The organism is Roseovarius sp., assembly GCF_965228755.1.
GTDB lineage: Bacteria > Pseudomonadota > Alphaproteobacteria > Rhodobacterales > Rhodobacteraceae > Roseovarius.
On sequence record NZ_CBDDIG010000005.1, the window covers coordinates 1,043,937 to 1,058,449 of the forward strand.

The following is a 14,513-nucleotide window of genomic DNA, read 5'->3' on the forward strand; positions in this document are numbered from 1 at the left end:
ATCATACAGGAATCCCCATGAACGAGCAACAGCAACGTGACGAAAAGATATTGCAGCGCGTGCTGGACCGTGTAGCGCGTGGCGTGCCCGAGCACAGGGAAATCGAAGCAGGGGAAACCATGCCCGTTATCCGTGCCGCCGAGCGCTGGCGCAGGATCGCCATGAACCTCTGGGCCGACAAGATGCAGGCCGAGACAGACAGCTTGAGCCTCCATGGCTAACCGTGAGCGCGTGGAGAGGATAGCGGAGTACGTGTATAAGGCTTGGCCGCAGACCGGGCCTGTCGTTGCCGAACTGCTGCTTGAGATGCTGGAGCGGATTGAACAGCTTGAGGCGGAAGGTTAGGGCGGCTGGGCCCGAAAGCATTGGCTCGTGTCCAGTGCTCATCGCCCTTTAGCCCGCCGAAGGCTGCCACAGTATCGCTGTAGCCCGTGAGCGCTGTCTTGCAAGTAGGAAGCGGCAAAAGGCAACCCCCACAGCGCCCGGTATTCCTAGCAGATTTCCGAAGCACTCGCAACAACGCCAGTGCATAGCCTCAAGGAGGCCCTTACCATGAAGTTCATCCTTGCAGCCGCCTTGGCGGTGTTCTCGACGTGTGCGATTGCTGCACCTTGGATTCTGGAAAATCTCGGCAGGCATGTGCAGGAAACCAACTTTGCCCTCGACGGCAAGTGCTCCTCCACCATGATCGACCGGGAGGCAGGGCTTCTCCTCACCGCGCACCACTGCGTTGCCGACAAGGATCTCGGCGACATGACCATGGTCAAGCAGAACCTCTACGTCGACCACGAGAATACCGGCATTTTCATGGTGCAGGCCGAATACGTGGCAAAGGACCACCTGAACGATCTGGCCCTTCTCAAGCTGTCTGACGGCGCAACGGCCCCGTTCCCGATGGAGGCCAGCATTGCAACGGAAGCCCCCATCGTCGGGGAAACCATCTGGGTCGTCGGCAACCCCCTCGGGCTCGACAACACCGTTACCAAGGGCATCATCAGCGCCAAGCACCGCAAGATGGAGCGGCACGAATACTGGCAGACCGACGCCGTGATCGCCGGCGGTGCATCTGGTGGCGCGGTCTACAATGACCAAGGCGAGCTGATCGGCGTGGTTTCCGCTGGCATCATGGCCCAGATGGGGTTCACCCGTGTTCCGATGAGCTTCAACTTCGTTGTGCCTCTGGATCGGGTTCAGACCCTTCTAAGCAACTACCGCTCTTCCCTTGAGGTGGCGGCGGAGTAGGGGCCATGAAAACCGAACGGCAGGCCGAGGCGCAAAGGCTGCGTCAGGAGGGCCGCTCGTGGGCCGATATCGGGGATATCATGGGCATCCGCGTGTCGGGCGTCAAATCCCTCCTGGAACGCGCCAGTAAGTGGGATGACGCCCCCTCCGCCCTGACAAACGGAGCGCAGGTCATCGGGGCAGACACCCCCGCCAGCATCGTTTGGACCAAGACGCACAAGGACGGCACGACCACTCACAGCGTCATGCACTCCAACAAGCCCGCGCCGCCTGATCCGGTGGAGTACGCGGAGGCCATCCGGGAGGCCATCGCAACCGTTCCGCCGCCCCTGCCTGTCGTGAAGCCGAACGCCCCCAAGGATATCCTGGCGACCTTCACTGTGGCGGATCTTCACATGGGCCTTCTCACCGATCAGGAGGAAGTCGGGGAGGATTGGGACACCAAGAAGGCGCAGAGAGTGTTCAAGGAAACCTTCGGGCGGCTCGTGACCATCACCCCGGACGCCGGCACGGCTCTGCTGGCGCAGCTGGGCGACCTGACCCACACCGACGACCAGCGTAACGTGACGCCCCAGAGCGGGCACCAGCTGGACGTTGACAGCCGGTTTTTCATCATCCTCCGCCGGGCCGTGGCCGTGATGAAATGGGCCATCGAAGCCCTTAGACAAAAGTACGGCAAGGTGATATACTGCGGTCGTCGTGGGAACCATGACCTGACGGCGCACCACGCGGTGACGCTCGCCCTGTCGGAATACTACGCCGACTGCAAGGACGTGACGATCATTCAGGATGCCTCTGACTTCTACGTTCACGAGTTCGGCGCCAACATGATCCTTCTGCACCACGGGGACAGGGCAAAGCCCGACAGGCTGGTCCACTTCGCCGCCGCAGAGTTCCCCGAGATATGGGGTCGAACCAAGTACCGTCTTGCCCTCTCAGGCCATGTGCATCACGAGTCGGCCAAGGAGATCGGCGGGATGCGGTTTGAGAGCGTCGGCACCATCATTCCCCGAGATTTCCATGCATATACACATGCGTACTCTGGGGCACGTTCCTTGACCTCCATTGTCCATCATATAGAGGACGGAGAGATTTCACGGGCGAGGGTCGGGGTGCGGTAGCAGAGCATAGACGGAAGGCGAGGGGTTAGGGGGCCTCTCCACGGGCCTTGGCGAGGGCAGCGGCAGCCTGTTCGAGTTCGCCATCTGTGGCGCCGTGGCAGCATCCATGCTCTTCTTGCCACCACTCAATAGCGGTTACCGCCTTCTCCAGCGCCTCATACAGTTCCGGCGCGGCGGCGATTAGGTGGGCGTTGGCAAACCTAGACGGCTCCCTTTCTGCCGTGTCTGCGTCATTCCCGACCAATGCAACAAAATTGGCCCCACCTTCGGGAAGAGCGTGTGCAATGACGCCATGACAACCGCGCTCAAGTGCGGCTTCCCAAGGCCCTTTTGTCCATTTACGTTCGCTCATCTTCCATCCTCTACAGTTGCCTGTGGAATGCTGGGGTGGGCTATGCTGCCCTCTCCACACGCTCGGGTTCTCTGGTCAGGCAGGAAGTGTCCCAGAAGCACCCACTGGCACAATCCCAACCATAGTACCAATCAAGCTCTAGCCGCCGCTCGTATATGTACGGCGTGATAACAATCCCTTGGTAAAACTGGCCGACCAGTATCCAGTCTATGCCGGAATCCAGAAAGCCACCGTGGCACCAGAAGTCTTGAGTGAATTGATCGAGTTCCTCTGGCCGTGAAAGGTGCAGGACATGAGACATGTCCACCAGAAAATCTGTCCTATTCTCGCCTATGCCATAGGCGTTATCCGCACACCACTCTCCCCAGCCGTAATCACTTTCATCTGAAAGCCAGAAGCCTTTTGGCTTCTCGAAGCTTGATGGTTGCCCTCGTCGGAAATCAGGGGCCACACATCGGATAGGGCCGAGGTGTTCTTTGTGAAAGTGTGTCATTCGCATGGCGGTGGCCTTTCCAATCCCCTCCACCCTACACCCGCCAACGCAAAATATCAACCCACCAAGTGCGCCAACATCACGCTTGCGCTTCCACCCCGTTCCGCGTACACTCCCTGCATGAGTTGGAAGGACTATCTCCGCCCCGGCGAGCAGGCCGAATTACAGCGCGCCATTGAGGCCCGGGACGCCATCCGCGCCGTATACAACGCCACTGTCGCCAAGCTGAAAAGCAGGGCAGAAGCCCGGATGCGGCGGGGGGAAGAACCAGACAAGGAAGCCGATCAGTGACGCTTTTCCTCGTGAACCTCAGCGCGGTTATTGAGATTGAAGCCGATACCGTCGAAGAGGCAGAGGACATTTTGGACACCGCGATTAGGCCGATATGCGAGCGCGGCACTGTAAGTTTTCATGGCCCGCTGACCGAGGCTGAATACGAAGCCCGGATGCGGCGGGGAGAGAAACCGGAGGATGAGGATGGATGACCAAACAAAACTGCGGCCTTATGTATCAAACGCACCAGCCGGAGGGGCTGAGCGGTGATTAAGGCTTTGGTGCTAGTTGCGCTTCTCGAACCTTTTGAGGACCATTGGCTTGAAGGCGTCAGTAGTGGGGCGCGGGAGCAGGTCCATCGCTTTGCAAGTGTAGAGCTGCGCGGCGAAGGCGCGCCTGTCGTCCCAAACGTATTCTACCAGTGCCATGATGTATGCCCTGTTGGCGGTGAGGCCCGATCCGGAAATGTGCATGGCAATTGTCTCGAAGGAGCTGATGGTCGGCTCAATGATTTTTGGTGTGCCAGGGAAAACGCTGTGTTCCGCCATGATAACAGACCGCTCAGCGGTATCTTTCACAAATTGATCAATACTGGTACTTTCGAAAGTATCGCTAACCAAGGACCGAACAACAAAGACCGTCTTGAACGCGGGGGATCTTCCGTGGTTGGTGATTTGAACTTTTGGAGTGATGTAGGGGATAACCCCGCCGTTCTCGGTGTAGGCGTGACGAATTTTGAATTCCAGAATCTCGAAATCAAGCCATGGCCTCTGCTCATTTCGCATGATTTGGTTGGCCTCTTGAGCGGCTTTGGCGGCATCCAGACTAGCAGAGGTAGCTTTCTCACCTTCTCGAACAGCTCTTACGGTTTCATCCAAAGTTCTCTTGAGCAGCCAGACCGCCCAAGCGCTTATGGCCACGCCCAACAGCGCAAAAAACGCCATTGCCCACTGTGCGTAACCGTCCCCGAAAATGACGTGGGGGGGCTTCTGAGGATTTTCATCGCTACCTTTGGTGCTACCGCCATCATGTTCGGGGCTGGTTTCGCTAGCTGGGGTGGCGACCGTTGGCTCAACCGGAAGTGGCTCTACGGCGGATTGTTCGGCGGGATGCTCCTGAGTGGCATCTGGTTGTATTTCTGGCTTGGGTTCATTTTCCTGAGCCTGTAGCGTCTGCGGCGGGCGCGGCTGGTGTACGCCTGAGCAGAACAAGACAGGCTAGGGTGCCACGCACTCATTCCCCCGCGTGGCACCTTCCCGATTTCCCCCAGCAAAAACAACACCCGAATTTCGGGGTGGTAGGCCCGGAGGGACTCGCACCCCCTTGTTCCACTTTCACCATCCGTTCACGGCATGTCCGTGGAACAAGATCGACCTAAGCCGTTGAAGTCATTCAGGACCGATAGGATTCAAAATCCCCCGCTGGCGACAGCGTGTCGGTTCGAGTCCGACCTTGGGCACCAAAACTCCGAAGAGCATTCCGATCGGCCCCGAAGATGGCCGGCGCGGTCAGGCCAGGCGCGGCGGCCGGCCGCTCCGGAAATTGGCGGAAATGTGGCACGAACAGGAACATGCCCTGTGCGCGCGCGACGATTCGGGCAGGGCGGCCCCGATTCGTCCCGTTTGACCGGCTGATTTGGCTTCGGATTCGAAACAGTCTGCCGTGAAACGGGAAACTGATAACGGAACCTACCGCTAAACGCTTGTGGTGCGATGATTTTTCAGACGCGGGTTCGCGAGGTCAAAGTTCGGATGGATTGTTTCGTATCGGGAAACGTCTGGAGCGGGCAAGCCGAAGGGCGCCAGCACCGCGAGAGCAGGGAACCCGTCAGTAATAACTGGCCTGAGGCGCGCTGGAACGGCGACATGAGTGGAGCAACGCCAGGTGCCAATAGCCCCTGACGGCGAAACAATCCACCCGGGAGGAATGGGGCGCGGGGCCCCGATCTTGCCACATTTACGCCCGAATTGCGGCAGTCGATCCTTAAATATGGCTTTATTCGGGCGGCGCTCGACAGTAGCTTCTTAATTGCCTGACTGGGGGGCGAAGATTTGGCTAAGGGGCGGCCGACCTTGTGTCACGAGTTGTTGCGTGACGTGTCAAGGGTCTGGTCGAACAGGTCTGTTTCTGACCGAGGCTCGAGCGATACGCCTTCCGGTGCGAAGGCAGGTATGGCTGACCGGCACGTTCATCGCATGTGTGAGTGAGTGAAGTGCGAGTGCCGGGCAATCCGCCCGGAATGTTTGAAGGTTAACGAGTGCAAGTGCTGGTCTAAAAGGAGACGACATGCCGCCGATCGAGAACCCCGCAAGCCAGAATGCCGCCATCGCGGCGCTTGGCGCAAGCGAGCAGGCAGAGCTGCCCATCGAGAACGTCGTGCCCTGCTTCACCCCCGGCACGGTCATCGCCACGCCGAAGGGCGAGAAACGGGTCGAGGATCTTCAGCTCGGCGACCGGGTGCTGACCCGCGATAACGGGCTGCAGGAAATCCGCTGGATCGGGTCGTGCCGTCTCGGCGCCGAAGACCTGCGCAAGGCGCCGTCGTTGCGGCCGGTCCTGATCCGGTCGGGCGCGCTGGATCACGGGCTGCCCGAGGCCGACATCCTTGTCAGCCCCTGGCATAACGTGTTGATCCAGAACGACAAGACGGCGCAGTTCTTCGAGGATAGCGAAGTCCTATCGGCCGCCGGGCACCTGACCGGGCTCGACGGTGTGGACGTGGTCGACGTGGCACAGGTCACGTATATCCACTTCATGTTCGACCAGCACCAGGTGGTGCTGTCCAACGGCTTCTGGACCGAAAGCTTCCGCCCCGACGAGCGGGTCATGGACAGCCTCGGGACACGGCAGCGCCGCCAGATTTTCGAGTTGTTCCCGGATCTTCGCGATACCGCGGGTCGCAAGGCCTACCAGGCCGCGCGCCGTGCGCTGACCGAAGCGGAGAGCCGTCTCCTTCTGAAGTGAGTACGAGTGTTGCAGCTGGCCGGGCTCCGTTTCGGGGCCCGGCCTCATTGAAATCGGTGCGGGGGCAATTTCCGGTTTCGAAGGCGGCAATCCCGGCGAAAGCCGGGATTGTTCGTTTTCAGGGCCCAGGTTTTTCCTGACGATCACGCCACGCCGCCCAGTCCTCGGGCGTGTCGAGGTCTGTCGTGGCATGACGGCCGGGCAGGGCGATGCGGGTGACGGGTTCGGATTGCAGAACCGGCTTGGCCCCGTCATCGCCGCGCAGGGCCTGAAGCCTCCCGAAGAGGCGCGCCGGCAGGATCACCGGATGGCCCGGCTTGCCCGTGGCATCGGTGGCCCGCAAGACGGTTTCAGGCGCCTTTTCATGGGCCTGCGCCATTTTCTTCAGGTCGTCGAGCGTCAGCTCCGGCAGATCCGCCAACAGGATCATCAACCCCTGCGCCCCTTGCGCGAGCGCCCAGCCGGCCCCGGCCCGGATCGAGGCGGATATCCCCTCATTGGCATCGCGCAGCACGGCCCGGCTCAGCCCGTCCAGCCCGTCGAGCGCCGTGCCCCGCGCCGGCCGGTCCTCGGCCAGGGTCACCATGACCGGAAGGTGCAGCCCCAGCGCCAGCCGCACCTGCCGCCGCAGGATGGGTTGGCCCTCGACCGGTTCCAGCAGCTTGTCACGGCCCCGCATACGCGCGGAGCGGCCCGCGGCGGGGATCAGGACGCAAAGCCGGCTCATGGCCGCCACCCACGTATTTCGAGTATTTGCAGAACGAAGTAGGTCATGCCGAACCCCGGTGTTTCACCGTTCCACAAATACTCCCGCCGGAGGCGTCCCGCCAGTGCGGCCGCGCATTACATCCGGAACCGTTCCCCTTCCGGATCGAATAGCGGCTCGGTGATCAGTCGGGCAGGGCGTTTCTCACCCAGGATCTCGATCTCGGCCTCCAGCCCTTCTTTGGCCATGGACCGGGGGATCAGGGCCAGCGCCACGGATTTCTCCGCATGGTGCGAATAGCCGCCGGAGGTGCAGAAGCCCTGCACGCTGCCGTCGATCCAGATCGGTTCATAAGCGTGCGGATCGGCATCCAGCGCATCGACCTCGAAGGCCACGAGTTGCCGCTCGGACCCCTTGTTTCTCTCGTCCTCCGCGGCCGCGCGGCCGATGAAGTCGGTGTTCTTGGTGAAGCTGATGAACCGGTCCATCCCGGTCTCGCCGGGGGTGTAGTCGGGTGAGAATTCCGACAGCCACGAGCCGAAGAACCGGTCAAGCCGGAGCGACATCATCGCCCGCATGCCGAAGGGTTTCATGCCGTGTTTCTGGCCCTCTTCCCAGAGGGTTTTCCAGAGCGCCCGCTGGGCCATCGGGTCGCAGTAGATCTCGTAGCCCAGGTCGCCGGTATAGCTGACCCGCTGGATCAGGCAGTCGACCATGCCCACCGTGGCGCGGCGCAGGTCCATGAAGCGCATGTCGGCGACCGGGTCGCGGGTGCAGGCCACCAGCACGTCGCGGGCCTTGGGCCCGGCGACCTGGAAGCCGTTGAGGCGGTCGGAGATGTTCTCGACGCGGACGCCCTGGGCCTCGTTCTGTTCGAACCAGCGCATGTGGTAGGCCTGGGCGCCGTAGGAGGCGGTGAGCTGGAAGGCTTCCGGCCCAAGGCAGGAAACGGTGAAATCGCCGATCAGCCGGCCCTTGGGCGAGAGCATCGGGGTGAGCGAGACGCGGCCCTGTTTGGGGATGCGGCCGGCCATGATCCGGTCGAGCCAGTCGCGGGCATTGGGGCCGGTGACGAGGTACTTGCCGAAGTTGTGAACCTCATTGATTCCAACGGCTTCGCGGACGGCCTTCACCTCGCGTTTCGTCGCCTCCCAGGCGTTGGAGCGGCGGAAGGAAGGGGTTTCGAACCGGGGTTCATCGCCTTCGGCGAAGTAGTTCACCACCTCGAGCCCGTATTGGTGGCCCCAGACCGCGCCCATGCTGTCGAAGATGTCGTACATGGGCGTCGTGTTCATCGGGCGGGCCGCGGGAAGTTCCTCGTTCGGGTAGGAGACGGAGAACCTTTTCTGATAGTTTTCAATGACTTTCGGGAGGGTGTAGCCCTTGTTGATCCAGTCGCCGTAGCGGGCGACATCCATGGCCGAGACGTCGCGTTCGCATTCGCCTTCGATCATCCATTGCGCCAGCATGAGGCCGACGCCGCCGCCCTGGCTGAATCCGGCCATGACGCCGCAGGCGGACCAGTAGTTGCGCAGGCCCGGCACGGGGCCGACGAGGGGGTTGCCGTCGGGGGCGAATGTGAAGGGGCCGTGGATGACGGACTTCACCCCGGCGCGTTCGAGGGCGGGGAAGCGTTTGTAAGCGAAATCAATGGATTGCTCGATCTTGTCGAGGTTGTCGGGAAGCAGCTCGTGGCCGAAATCCCACGACGTTCCGTCGACGGCCCAGGGCTTGCAGGGCTGTTCGTAGAAGCCGATGCAGAGGCCGCGGCCTTCCTGGCGGAGGTAGCTTTCGCCGGCGGGGTCCATGACGTGGGGGTGTTCGCCGCCGGCTTCGATGATCTCGGCGATCTCGGGGACTTCCTCGGTCACGACATACTGGTGTTCCATGGGGTGAAGCGGCAGGTAAACCCCTGACATCGCTGCAACTTCCCGGGCCCAGAGGCCGCCGGCATTGACCACGTGCTCGGCGTCGATGGTGCCTTTTTCCGTGACGATTTGCCACGTGCCGTCGGGTTTCTGCTTTGTTTCCAGCACCTTGCAGTGCGTCTCGATCGTGGCACCAGCCATGCGGGCGGCCTTGGCGTAGGCGTGGGTGGTGCCCGACGGATCGAGGTGGCCGTCGAGCGGATCGTAGAGCGCGCCGAGGATGCCGTCGGTGTTGGTGACGGGGGCGATCTTGCGGATTTCTTCCGGCCCGACGATCTCGGTTTCGAGCCCCATGTAGCGGTGCTTGGCGCGCTCGGCGAGGAGCATGTCGAAGCGGTCGCGGTTGTCGGCCAGGGTGACGCCGCCCACGTGATGCAGCCCGCAGGAGAGGCCGGTGATTTCCTCCAACTCCTTGTAAAGCTTGATCGTATAGCCCTGAAGGGCGGCCATGTTGGTGTCGCCGTTGAGGGTGTGGAAGCCGCCGGCGGCGTGCCAGGTGGAGCCGGAGGTGAGCTCGGACCGCTCGACCAGCATGACATCGGACCAGCCCAGCTTGGTGAGGTGGTAGAGAACGCTGCAGCCGAGGACTCCGCCGCCGATAATCGCCACGCGGGTGGTGGTTTTCATGTGTGACTCCCTGCTTTTCCGGTGGCCCTACACTGTCGTCTGACGCGGATCGGGCATGTCCGTTTGCGACAGATCATGTCGGTAACCGATTCGAAGGTTAACGGCCATGATTTGCAGGGAAACCGACGTCGGTATCACGTCGGTATTACGTCGGTATCGCGTCGGTATCGGGTCGGTGGAGGCGGAGTGTTAATGTGGCGCGCGATGGGGGGAGGGGCGAGATGTTGTTTCGGGCGCAACGGGGGGTGGCTTTGGGCGAAGGTTATTTGAAGCCAATCCGTTGGAGCAAAGACATTAGTGGGGGTGTTACACCCGCCGCTCGCTTTACATGGTCAAGCGAAAGAACGCGTCGAATTTCGCTTGAAGTCATACCCTTACGATAACCGGGCCAATGTGCTTGAAGACGTGCCAAGGTTTGACCGCTTGGAGGGTTATCGTGCTCATGTCCAGCAAAATGCCTAAGTAAATGTGCTTCGTGATCTTGGATTTGCCATATGATAATAAACTCTTCTGCGGCAAGTAGATCATGAACCTGTCCCTTCATGGCAGGGTTGTCTGAAAGCCTATCTGCATCAAGCAAGACGGCACGTACTTCAAAGGCGCCTCGACTTCTCGCATCGCGTTTTGCTGAGTCGATGGCTTTCTTCGCCAGTTTAATGGGGTCACCTGCTGGCTGAAGGTTCACCGCTTTGATGTGTACGTGATGTCCGTTGTCTTGAGCTAATCGATCTAGAAAAGCACCATAACCTTGTTCGCTTTCCCCCTCGCAACCAAGGAAAATGCGTCTCCGTCTTGGTATGCGAGCACGTCCACTCATCCAATCCTCGGTACAGCTCCATAAACTCCGCCAAGGTACTTTGACCCGAAGTTTTCGGATCGGCGAATTCCTTGAACATCCTTAAGTGCAAACACTTCGGTTGCTCCGTCACTTGTCTTTTCACAAAAAAGAATTTCTTCCTTGAGTAAGTCGTCCAATAAAGACGTGCTGTGGCAGCTAATCCACAACTGGGCGCCGTTTGGATTACGCCTTTCATCTCCGAACCAACGAAGTATCTCTGGAAGGACCACCGGATGTATAGCTGCGTCAAGTTCATCAATGACGGCGATACCACCTAAGGCTAATGTCTGATACAATAACGGAAATAACCGCATGAATTGCTGTGTTCCGTGGCTTTCGAAATCCATTTCTATTTGGTGTTCTAGGCCAGAGTGGGTGAACATCGCTACAGGGGCGCCGTTTCTTGCAAGTATCTTAATCTCTTCAACGCCCAAGTCGATGCGACGGATGTCCCTATTTAGTGCGCCGAGTAAATCAGTATTTGAAGCGTAGAGTTCCAAAATCTGCCCGGTTTCAGCTTCATGCCTTGTGATAAGAATGTTCGAGATTATCGATCCCGCTGCTTCGACGAAATCGGTAGCGATCTTATTGTTCAATTGGGCAAGGGTTGCGATTACACTGGCATCAGGACGAAGGATCTTTTCGAGCACTCCGCGTTCTTTTCCTAGCCCAATACCGAGGGCACCTTTAACCTCTCCTCTCTCGTTACGCTCAAGTACGCGCGTAAATCGCTTGGCGCCCTTCGGTCGATGGTAAACGCTTTCTAATATGACACGATCTGGCCCTGCGCCTCTTGGAGCAAGTTCCAAGGTATACACATAGGGGCAAGTGGGAGAATTTTCTGGATCGAGAAGGTTCTCTGGCAGTGCGAACGTTATTGAGATGCGCGTGGGCGATTCAACCATCGAGTCACTGGCAAACTTCCGATATGGAAGCTGTTTGCCCGTATCATATCGAAAGCTTGAATGAACAAACCAAGCAAGAAACGAGATCGCTTTGAGTAAGTTAGACTTACCGGAAGCATTTGGGCCATAGACGGCAACCACTCTCGGTGCCCGTTCTTCTGAGTCGTCATATGTTGGAAATAATCTGCCGGGCTCGTCGGGCACTTTTCCACCAACCGTCAGATCAACCACCTGTCGGTCTCGAATTGAATAGAAATTTTCTACTTCAAGCCTGTAGATCATATATGGGCCTCCACGTGAAAGGATATTCCTCCGAAAAGGCGTTTTCAACATTAATTCGTTAAAATCGCGACTTATTATCTAAGATCTCGCTCTTTTCATCATGTTATGTTTTTTGAAGTTCGCTCATGCGCAATTACAAGGGCAGTCGTGAAGGTCAAAAATCGAACACCACCCCCTGCCGCAAACCTAAATCCCCTGACGCAAAACGAAACGACAATGGCCCCCGACCGACGAATGATGTCGGGAACCGGCATTCATGGCGCCTTCAATCGGTGTCAGGCTGGCCGCTGAAACAAGGGTCAAGGGACGACACATGAAAACCCATGCACAGGCTGTCGTGATCGGCGGCGGCGTTATCGGATGCTCCATCCTCTATCACCTCACCAAGCTGGGGTGGACGGACGTGGTTCTGCTGGAGCGGGACGAGCTGACGAGCGGCTCGACCTGGCATGCGGCGGCGAACATCCACGGGCTGCATGACAGTGCCAATATCTCGCGGCTGCAGCATTACACGATGAATCTCTACAAGCAGCTGGAGGAGGAGACGGGGCAGAGCTGTGGCGTGTTCCAGCCCGGGAGCCTCTACCTCGCGCAGACGGAGAACCGGGAGCATCAGCTGAAGCTGCAGGCGGCGAAGGCGAAGCTTTACGGCATGAACTTCTTCGAGATCAGCCGGGAGGAGGCGGAGGAGAAGCATCCGCTGGTGAATTTCGACGGCATCCGCTGCATCATGTGGGAGCCGGACGGGGGGAACGTGGACCCGTCGGGCGTGACCAATGCCTACGCGGTGGGGGCGCGGCAGAAGGGGGCGGAGATTTACCGGTTCACGCCGGTGACGGGAACGGTTCAGAAGCCCGACGGCAGCTGGGTGGTGGAGACGCCCAAGGGGAATATCGAGACGGAGTGGGTGATCAACGCCGCCGGGCTCTGGGGCCGGGAGGTGGCGAAGCTGGCCGGGATCGAGGTGCCGCTGCAGCCCACCGAGCACCAGTATTTCGTGACCGAGACCATGCCGGAGATCGAGGCGGCGGGGCGGCGGTTGCCGTCGGTCGCGGACCGGGATGGCGAGTATTACCTGCGGCAGGAGGGCAAGGGCCTGCTGATCGGCGCCTATGAGCGGGACATGCGGTTCTGGGCGGAGGATGGGACGCCCTTGGATTTCGCGCATGACCTGTTCCCGGATGATCTGGAACGGATCATGGAGAACGTGATGCGGGCGATGGACCGGGTGCCGGCGGCGGCGGAGGCCGGGGTGAAGCGGGTGATCAACGGGCCGATGATCTGGTCGCCGGATTCGAACGTGATCCTGGGCCCGGTGCCGGAGTTGAAGAATTACTTCATGTGCGGGGGGATCATTCCGGGGTTCTCGCAGTCGGCCGGGATGGGGCTGATGGTGGCGCAGTGGATCGTGGAGGGGGAGATGCAGTATGACATGTTCCCCTGGGATATCGCGCGGTTCGGGCTGTGGGCGAATGACCGCAAGTTTGTGATGGCGAAGGTGGAGGACGTGTATACGCATCGGTTTGCCATTCACTATCCGAACGAGGAGCGGGCGGCGGGGCGGCCGTTGCGGACAAGGCCGGTTTACGAGCTGCAGAAGGAAATGGGGGCGGTGTTCGGCCTCAACTATGGCTGGGAGCATCCGCAGTGGTTCGCCGGAGAGCCCGGCGCGAAGGACACGAACGGGTTCGTGCGGCAGAACTGGTGGGGGCCGGTGGGCGAGGAGTGCCGGATGCTGCGGGAGCGGGCCGGGATCATCGACATCTCGAACTTCGCCAAGTACCGGGTGAAGGGGCCGGGGGCGGCGGACTGGCTGAACGCGGTGTTTGCCAACAACATGCCGAAAAGCGTCGGGCGGTCGTGCCTGACGCCGCTGATTTCCGTGCGCGGCGGGATTGCCGGAGATGCGACGGTGACGCGGGTCGAGGAAGACGAGTTCTGGGTGGTGTCGTCGGGGATGGCGGAGCGCTATCAGAAGCGGTTCTACGACATGGTGCCGCTGCCCGAGGGGACCACGTTCGAGAGCATGACCGAGGCGATGTGCGGGTTCAACGTGGCCGGGCCCAAGTCGCGCGAGATCCTGCAGCGGATGACGAACACGTCGCTGGCGACCGAGGATTTCCCGTTCATGCGGTCGAAGATGATCGACATTGCCGGGGTGCGGTGCCTGGCGCTGCGGGTGAGCTTTACCGGTGACCTGGGCTGGGAGCTGCATTGCAAGACGGAGGACCAGGAGAAGCTCTACCGGGCGCTTCTGGAGACGGCGAAGGAGTTCGGCGGCGGGCCGGTGGGGGCTCGGGCGCTGATGTCGATGCGGATCGAGAAGGGCTATGGCTCGTGGAGCCGGGAATACTCGCCCGAATACTATCCGCACGAGGTGGGGCTAGGGGCGCTCTGCAAGATGGAGAAGGACTTCCTCAACAAACCCGCCGCGCAGAAGGTGATGGCCGAGCCCACGCGCGAGACGCTGGTGCTGGTGCATATCGACGAAGAGGCGGTGACGGCCTCGAACGCGGACGCCACCGGGGGCGAGCCGATCTTCAAGGATGGCAAGGGCATCGGGCGGGTCACGTCGGGCACCTATGGCTATACCGTGGGGATGAGCCTCGCGCTTGGGTATATCAAGAGCGGCACGGCAGCGCCCGGCGACGAGGTCGAGGTGATGGTGCTGGGCCAGCCGCACAAGGCGCGGATCCTGGAGGAGCCGCCGTTCGACCCGAAGGGGGAGAAGCTGCGGGCATAGGTCGGAGCGTCGGAAGGATTGCGCGGGCCGGGGGCGACC

Annotated in this window: 13 protein-coding genes; 7 read left to right on the plus strand and 6 right to left on the minus strand. The window is 60.3% G+C overall.

All coding sequences use genetic code 11. The annotated features are described in order from the left end of the window. Positions 1-17 precede the first annotated feature (17 nt). The 3 genes from ACO07J_RS08655 (at position 18) to ACO07J_RS08665 (ending at position 2,363) form a co-directional block, all read left to right on the plus strand. The gene (locus ACO07J_RS08655; protein WP_422028213.1) at positions 18-221 is read left to right on the plus strand and encodes a hypothetical protein; all 204 of its coding nucleotides are present in this window, start codon (positions 18-20) and stop codon (positions 219-221) included. Between the two features lie 331 nt (positions 222-552). Continuing rightward, positions 553-1,242 carry a S1C family serine protease gene (locus tag ACO07J_RS08660; RefSeq protein ID WP_422028215.1) on the plus strand — a complete coding sequence of 230 codons (690 nt, stop codon included), beginning with the start codon at positions 553-555 and terminating at the stop codon, positions 1,240-1,242. A gap of 5 nt (positions 1,243-1,247) precedes the next feature. Continuing rightward, complete coding sequence (locus ACO07J_RS08665) at positions 1,248-2,363, plus strand: hypothetical protein (RefSeq protein ID WP_422028216.1); 1,116 nt, start codon at positions 1,248-1,250, stop codon at positions 2,361-2,363. A 25-nt stretch (positions 2,364-2,388) separates the two neighbouring features. Here ACO07J_RS08665 and ACO07J_RS08670 read toward each other — a convergent pair whose 3' ends face one another. After that, on the minus strand, positions 2,389-2,715 hold the full coding sequence (locus ACO07J_RS08670) for a hypothetical protein (RefSeq protein ID WP_422028218.1): 327 nt from the start codon (positions 2,713-2,715) through the stop codon (positions 2,389-2,391). Between the two features lie 469 nt (positions 2,716-3,184). On the opposite strand from ACO07J_RS08670, the gene ACO07J_RS08675 reads away from it, so the two are divergent. Both ACO07J_RS08675 and ACO07J_RS08680 read left to right on the plus strand, forming a co-directional pair. Then, positions 3,185-3,499 carry a hypothetical protein gene (locus ACO07J_RS08675; RefSeq protein WP_422028220.1) on the plus strand — a complete coding sequence of 105 codons (315 nt, stop codon included), beginning with the start codon at positions 3,185-3,187 and terminating at the stop codon, positions 3,497-3,499. Continuing rightward, entirely contained in the window at positions 3,496-3,693 is a 198-nt protein-coding gene (locus tag ACO07J_RS08680; RefSeq protein ID WP_422028222.1) for a hypothetical protein, read from the plus strand. Before ACO07J_RS08675 ends, ACO07J_RS08680 begins: the two co-directional genes overlap by 4 nt. Before the next feature lie 72 nt (positions 3,694-3,765). Here the strand turns inward: ACO07J_RS08680 and ACO07J_RS08685 are convergent, their stop codons facing one another. Further along, entirely contained in the window at positions 3,766-4,692 is a 927-nt protein-coding gene (locus ACO07J_RS08685) for a hypothetical protein (protein ID WP_422028224.1), read from the minus strand. A 1,075-nt stretch (positions 4,693-5,767) separates the two neighbouring features. Between ACO07J_RS08685 and ACO07J_RS08690 the strand changes: the two genes are divergently transcribed. Continuing rightward, positions 5,768-6,445, plus strand: coding sequence for a Hint domain-containing protein (locus ACO07J_RS08690; RefSeq protein ID WP_422028226.1), 678 nt, complete (start codon positions 5,768-5,770; stop codon positions 6,443-6,445). Positions 6,446-6,563: 118 nt separating this feature from the next. Here the strand turns inward: ACO07J_RS08690 and ACO07J_RS08695 are convergent, their stop codons facing one another. The 4 genes from ACO07J_RS08695 to ACO07J_RS08710 form a co-directional block, all read right to left on the minus strand. Next, on the minus strand, positions 6,564-7,172 hold the full coding sequence (locus ACO07J_RS08695) for a nucleotidyltransferase family protein (RefSeq protein WP_422028228.1): 609 nt from the start codon (positions 7,170-7,172) through the stop codon (positions 6,564-6,566). A 116-nt stretch (positions 7,173-7,288) separates the two neighbouring features. Continuing rightward, positions 7,289-9,706, minus strand: coding sequence for a GcvT family protein (locus tag ACO07J_RS08700; protein WP_422028230.1), 2,418 nt, complete (start codon positions 9,704-9,706; stop codon positions 7,289-7,291). A 262-nt stretch (positions 9,707-9,968) separates the two neighbouring features. Further along, positions 9,969-10,523, minus strand: a complete 555-nt coding sequence (locus ACO07J_RS08705) for a hypothetical protein (protein WP_422028232.1) — start codon at positions 10,521-10,523, stop codon at positions 9,969-9,971. Further along, positions 10,520-11,731 (minus strand): AAA family ATPase, encoded by a 1,212-nt coding sequence (locus tag ACO07J_RS08710; RefSeq protein ID WP_422028234.1) that lies wholly within the window; start codon positions 11,729-11,731, stop codon positions 10,520-10,522. The genes ACO07J_RS08705 and ACO07J_RS08710 overlap by 4 nt, the downstream gene beginning before the upstream one ends. A 313-nt stretch (positions 11,732-12,044) precedes the next feature. On the opposite strand from ACO07J_RS08710, the gene ACO07J_RS08715 reads away from it, so the two are divergent. Next, complete coding sequence (locus tag ACO07J_RS08715; protein ID WP_422028236.1) at positions 12,045-14,474, plus strand: GcvT family protein; 2,430 nt, start codon at positions 12,045-12,047, stop codon at positions 14,472-14,474. The last annotated feature ends 39 nt before the right edge of the window (positions 14,475-14,513 follow it).

Excerpts from the sequence above, each read along its gene's own strand:
- ACO07J_RS08700 (WP_422028230.1), bottom strand. The coding sequence starts at position 9,706 with ATGAAAACCACCACCCGCGTGGCGATTATCGGCGGCGGAGTCCTCGGC.
- ACO07J_RS08665 (WP_422028216.1), top strand. The coding sequence starts at position 1,248 with ATGAAAACCGAACGGCAGGCCGAGGCGCAAAGGCTGCGTCAGGAGGGC.
- ACO07J_RS08705 (WP_422028232.1), bottom strand. The coding sequence starts at position 10,523 with ATGAGTGGACGTGCTCGCATACCAAGACGGAGACGCATTTTCCTTGGT.
- ACO07J_RS08660 (WP_422028215.1), top strand. The coding sequence starts at position 553 with ATGAAGTTCATCCTTGCAGCCGCCTTGGCGGTGTTCTCGACGTGTGCG.
- ACO07J_RS08655 (WP_422028213.1), top strand. The coding sequence starts at position 18 with ATGAACGAGCAACAGCAACGTGACGAAAAGATATTGCAGCGCGTGCTG.
- ACO07J_RS08695 (WP_422028228.1), bottom strand. The coding sequence starts at position 7,172 with ATGAGCCGGCTTTGCGTCCTGATCCCCGCCGCGGGCCGCTCCGCGCGT.
- ACO07J_RS08670 (WP_422028218.1), bottom strand. The coding sequence starts at position 2,715 with ATGAGCGAACGTAAATGGACAAAAGGGCCTTGGGAAGCCGCACTTGAG.
- ACO07J_RS08715 (WP_422028236.1), top strand. The coding sequence starts at position 12,045 with ATGAAAACCCATGCACAGGCTGTCGTGATCGGCGGCGGCGTTATCGGA.
- ACO07J_RS08690 (WP_422028226.1), top strand. The coding sequence starts at position 5,768 with ATGCCGCCGATCGAGAACCCCGCAAGCCAGAATGCCGCCATCGCGGCG.
- ACO07J_RS08710 (WP_422028234.1), bottom strand. The coding sequence starts at position 11,731 with ATGATCTACAGGCTTGAAGTAGAAAATTTCTATTCAATTCGAGACCGA.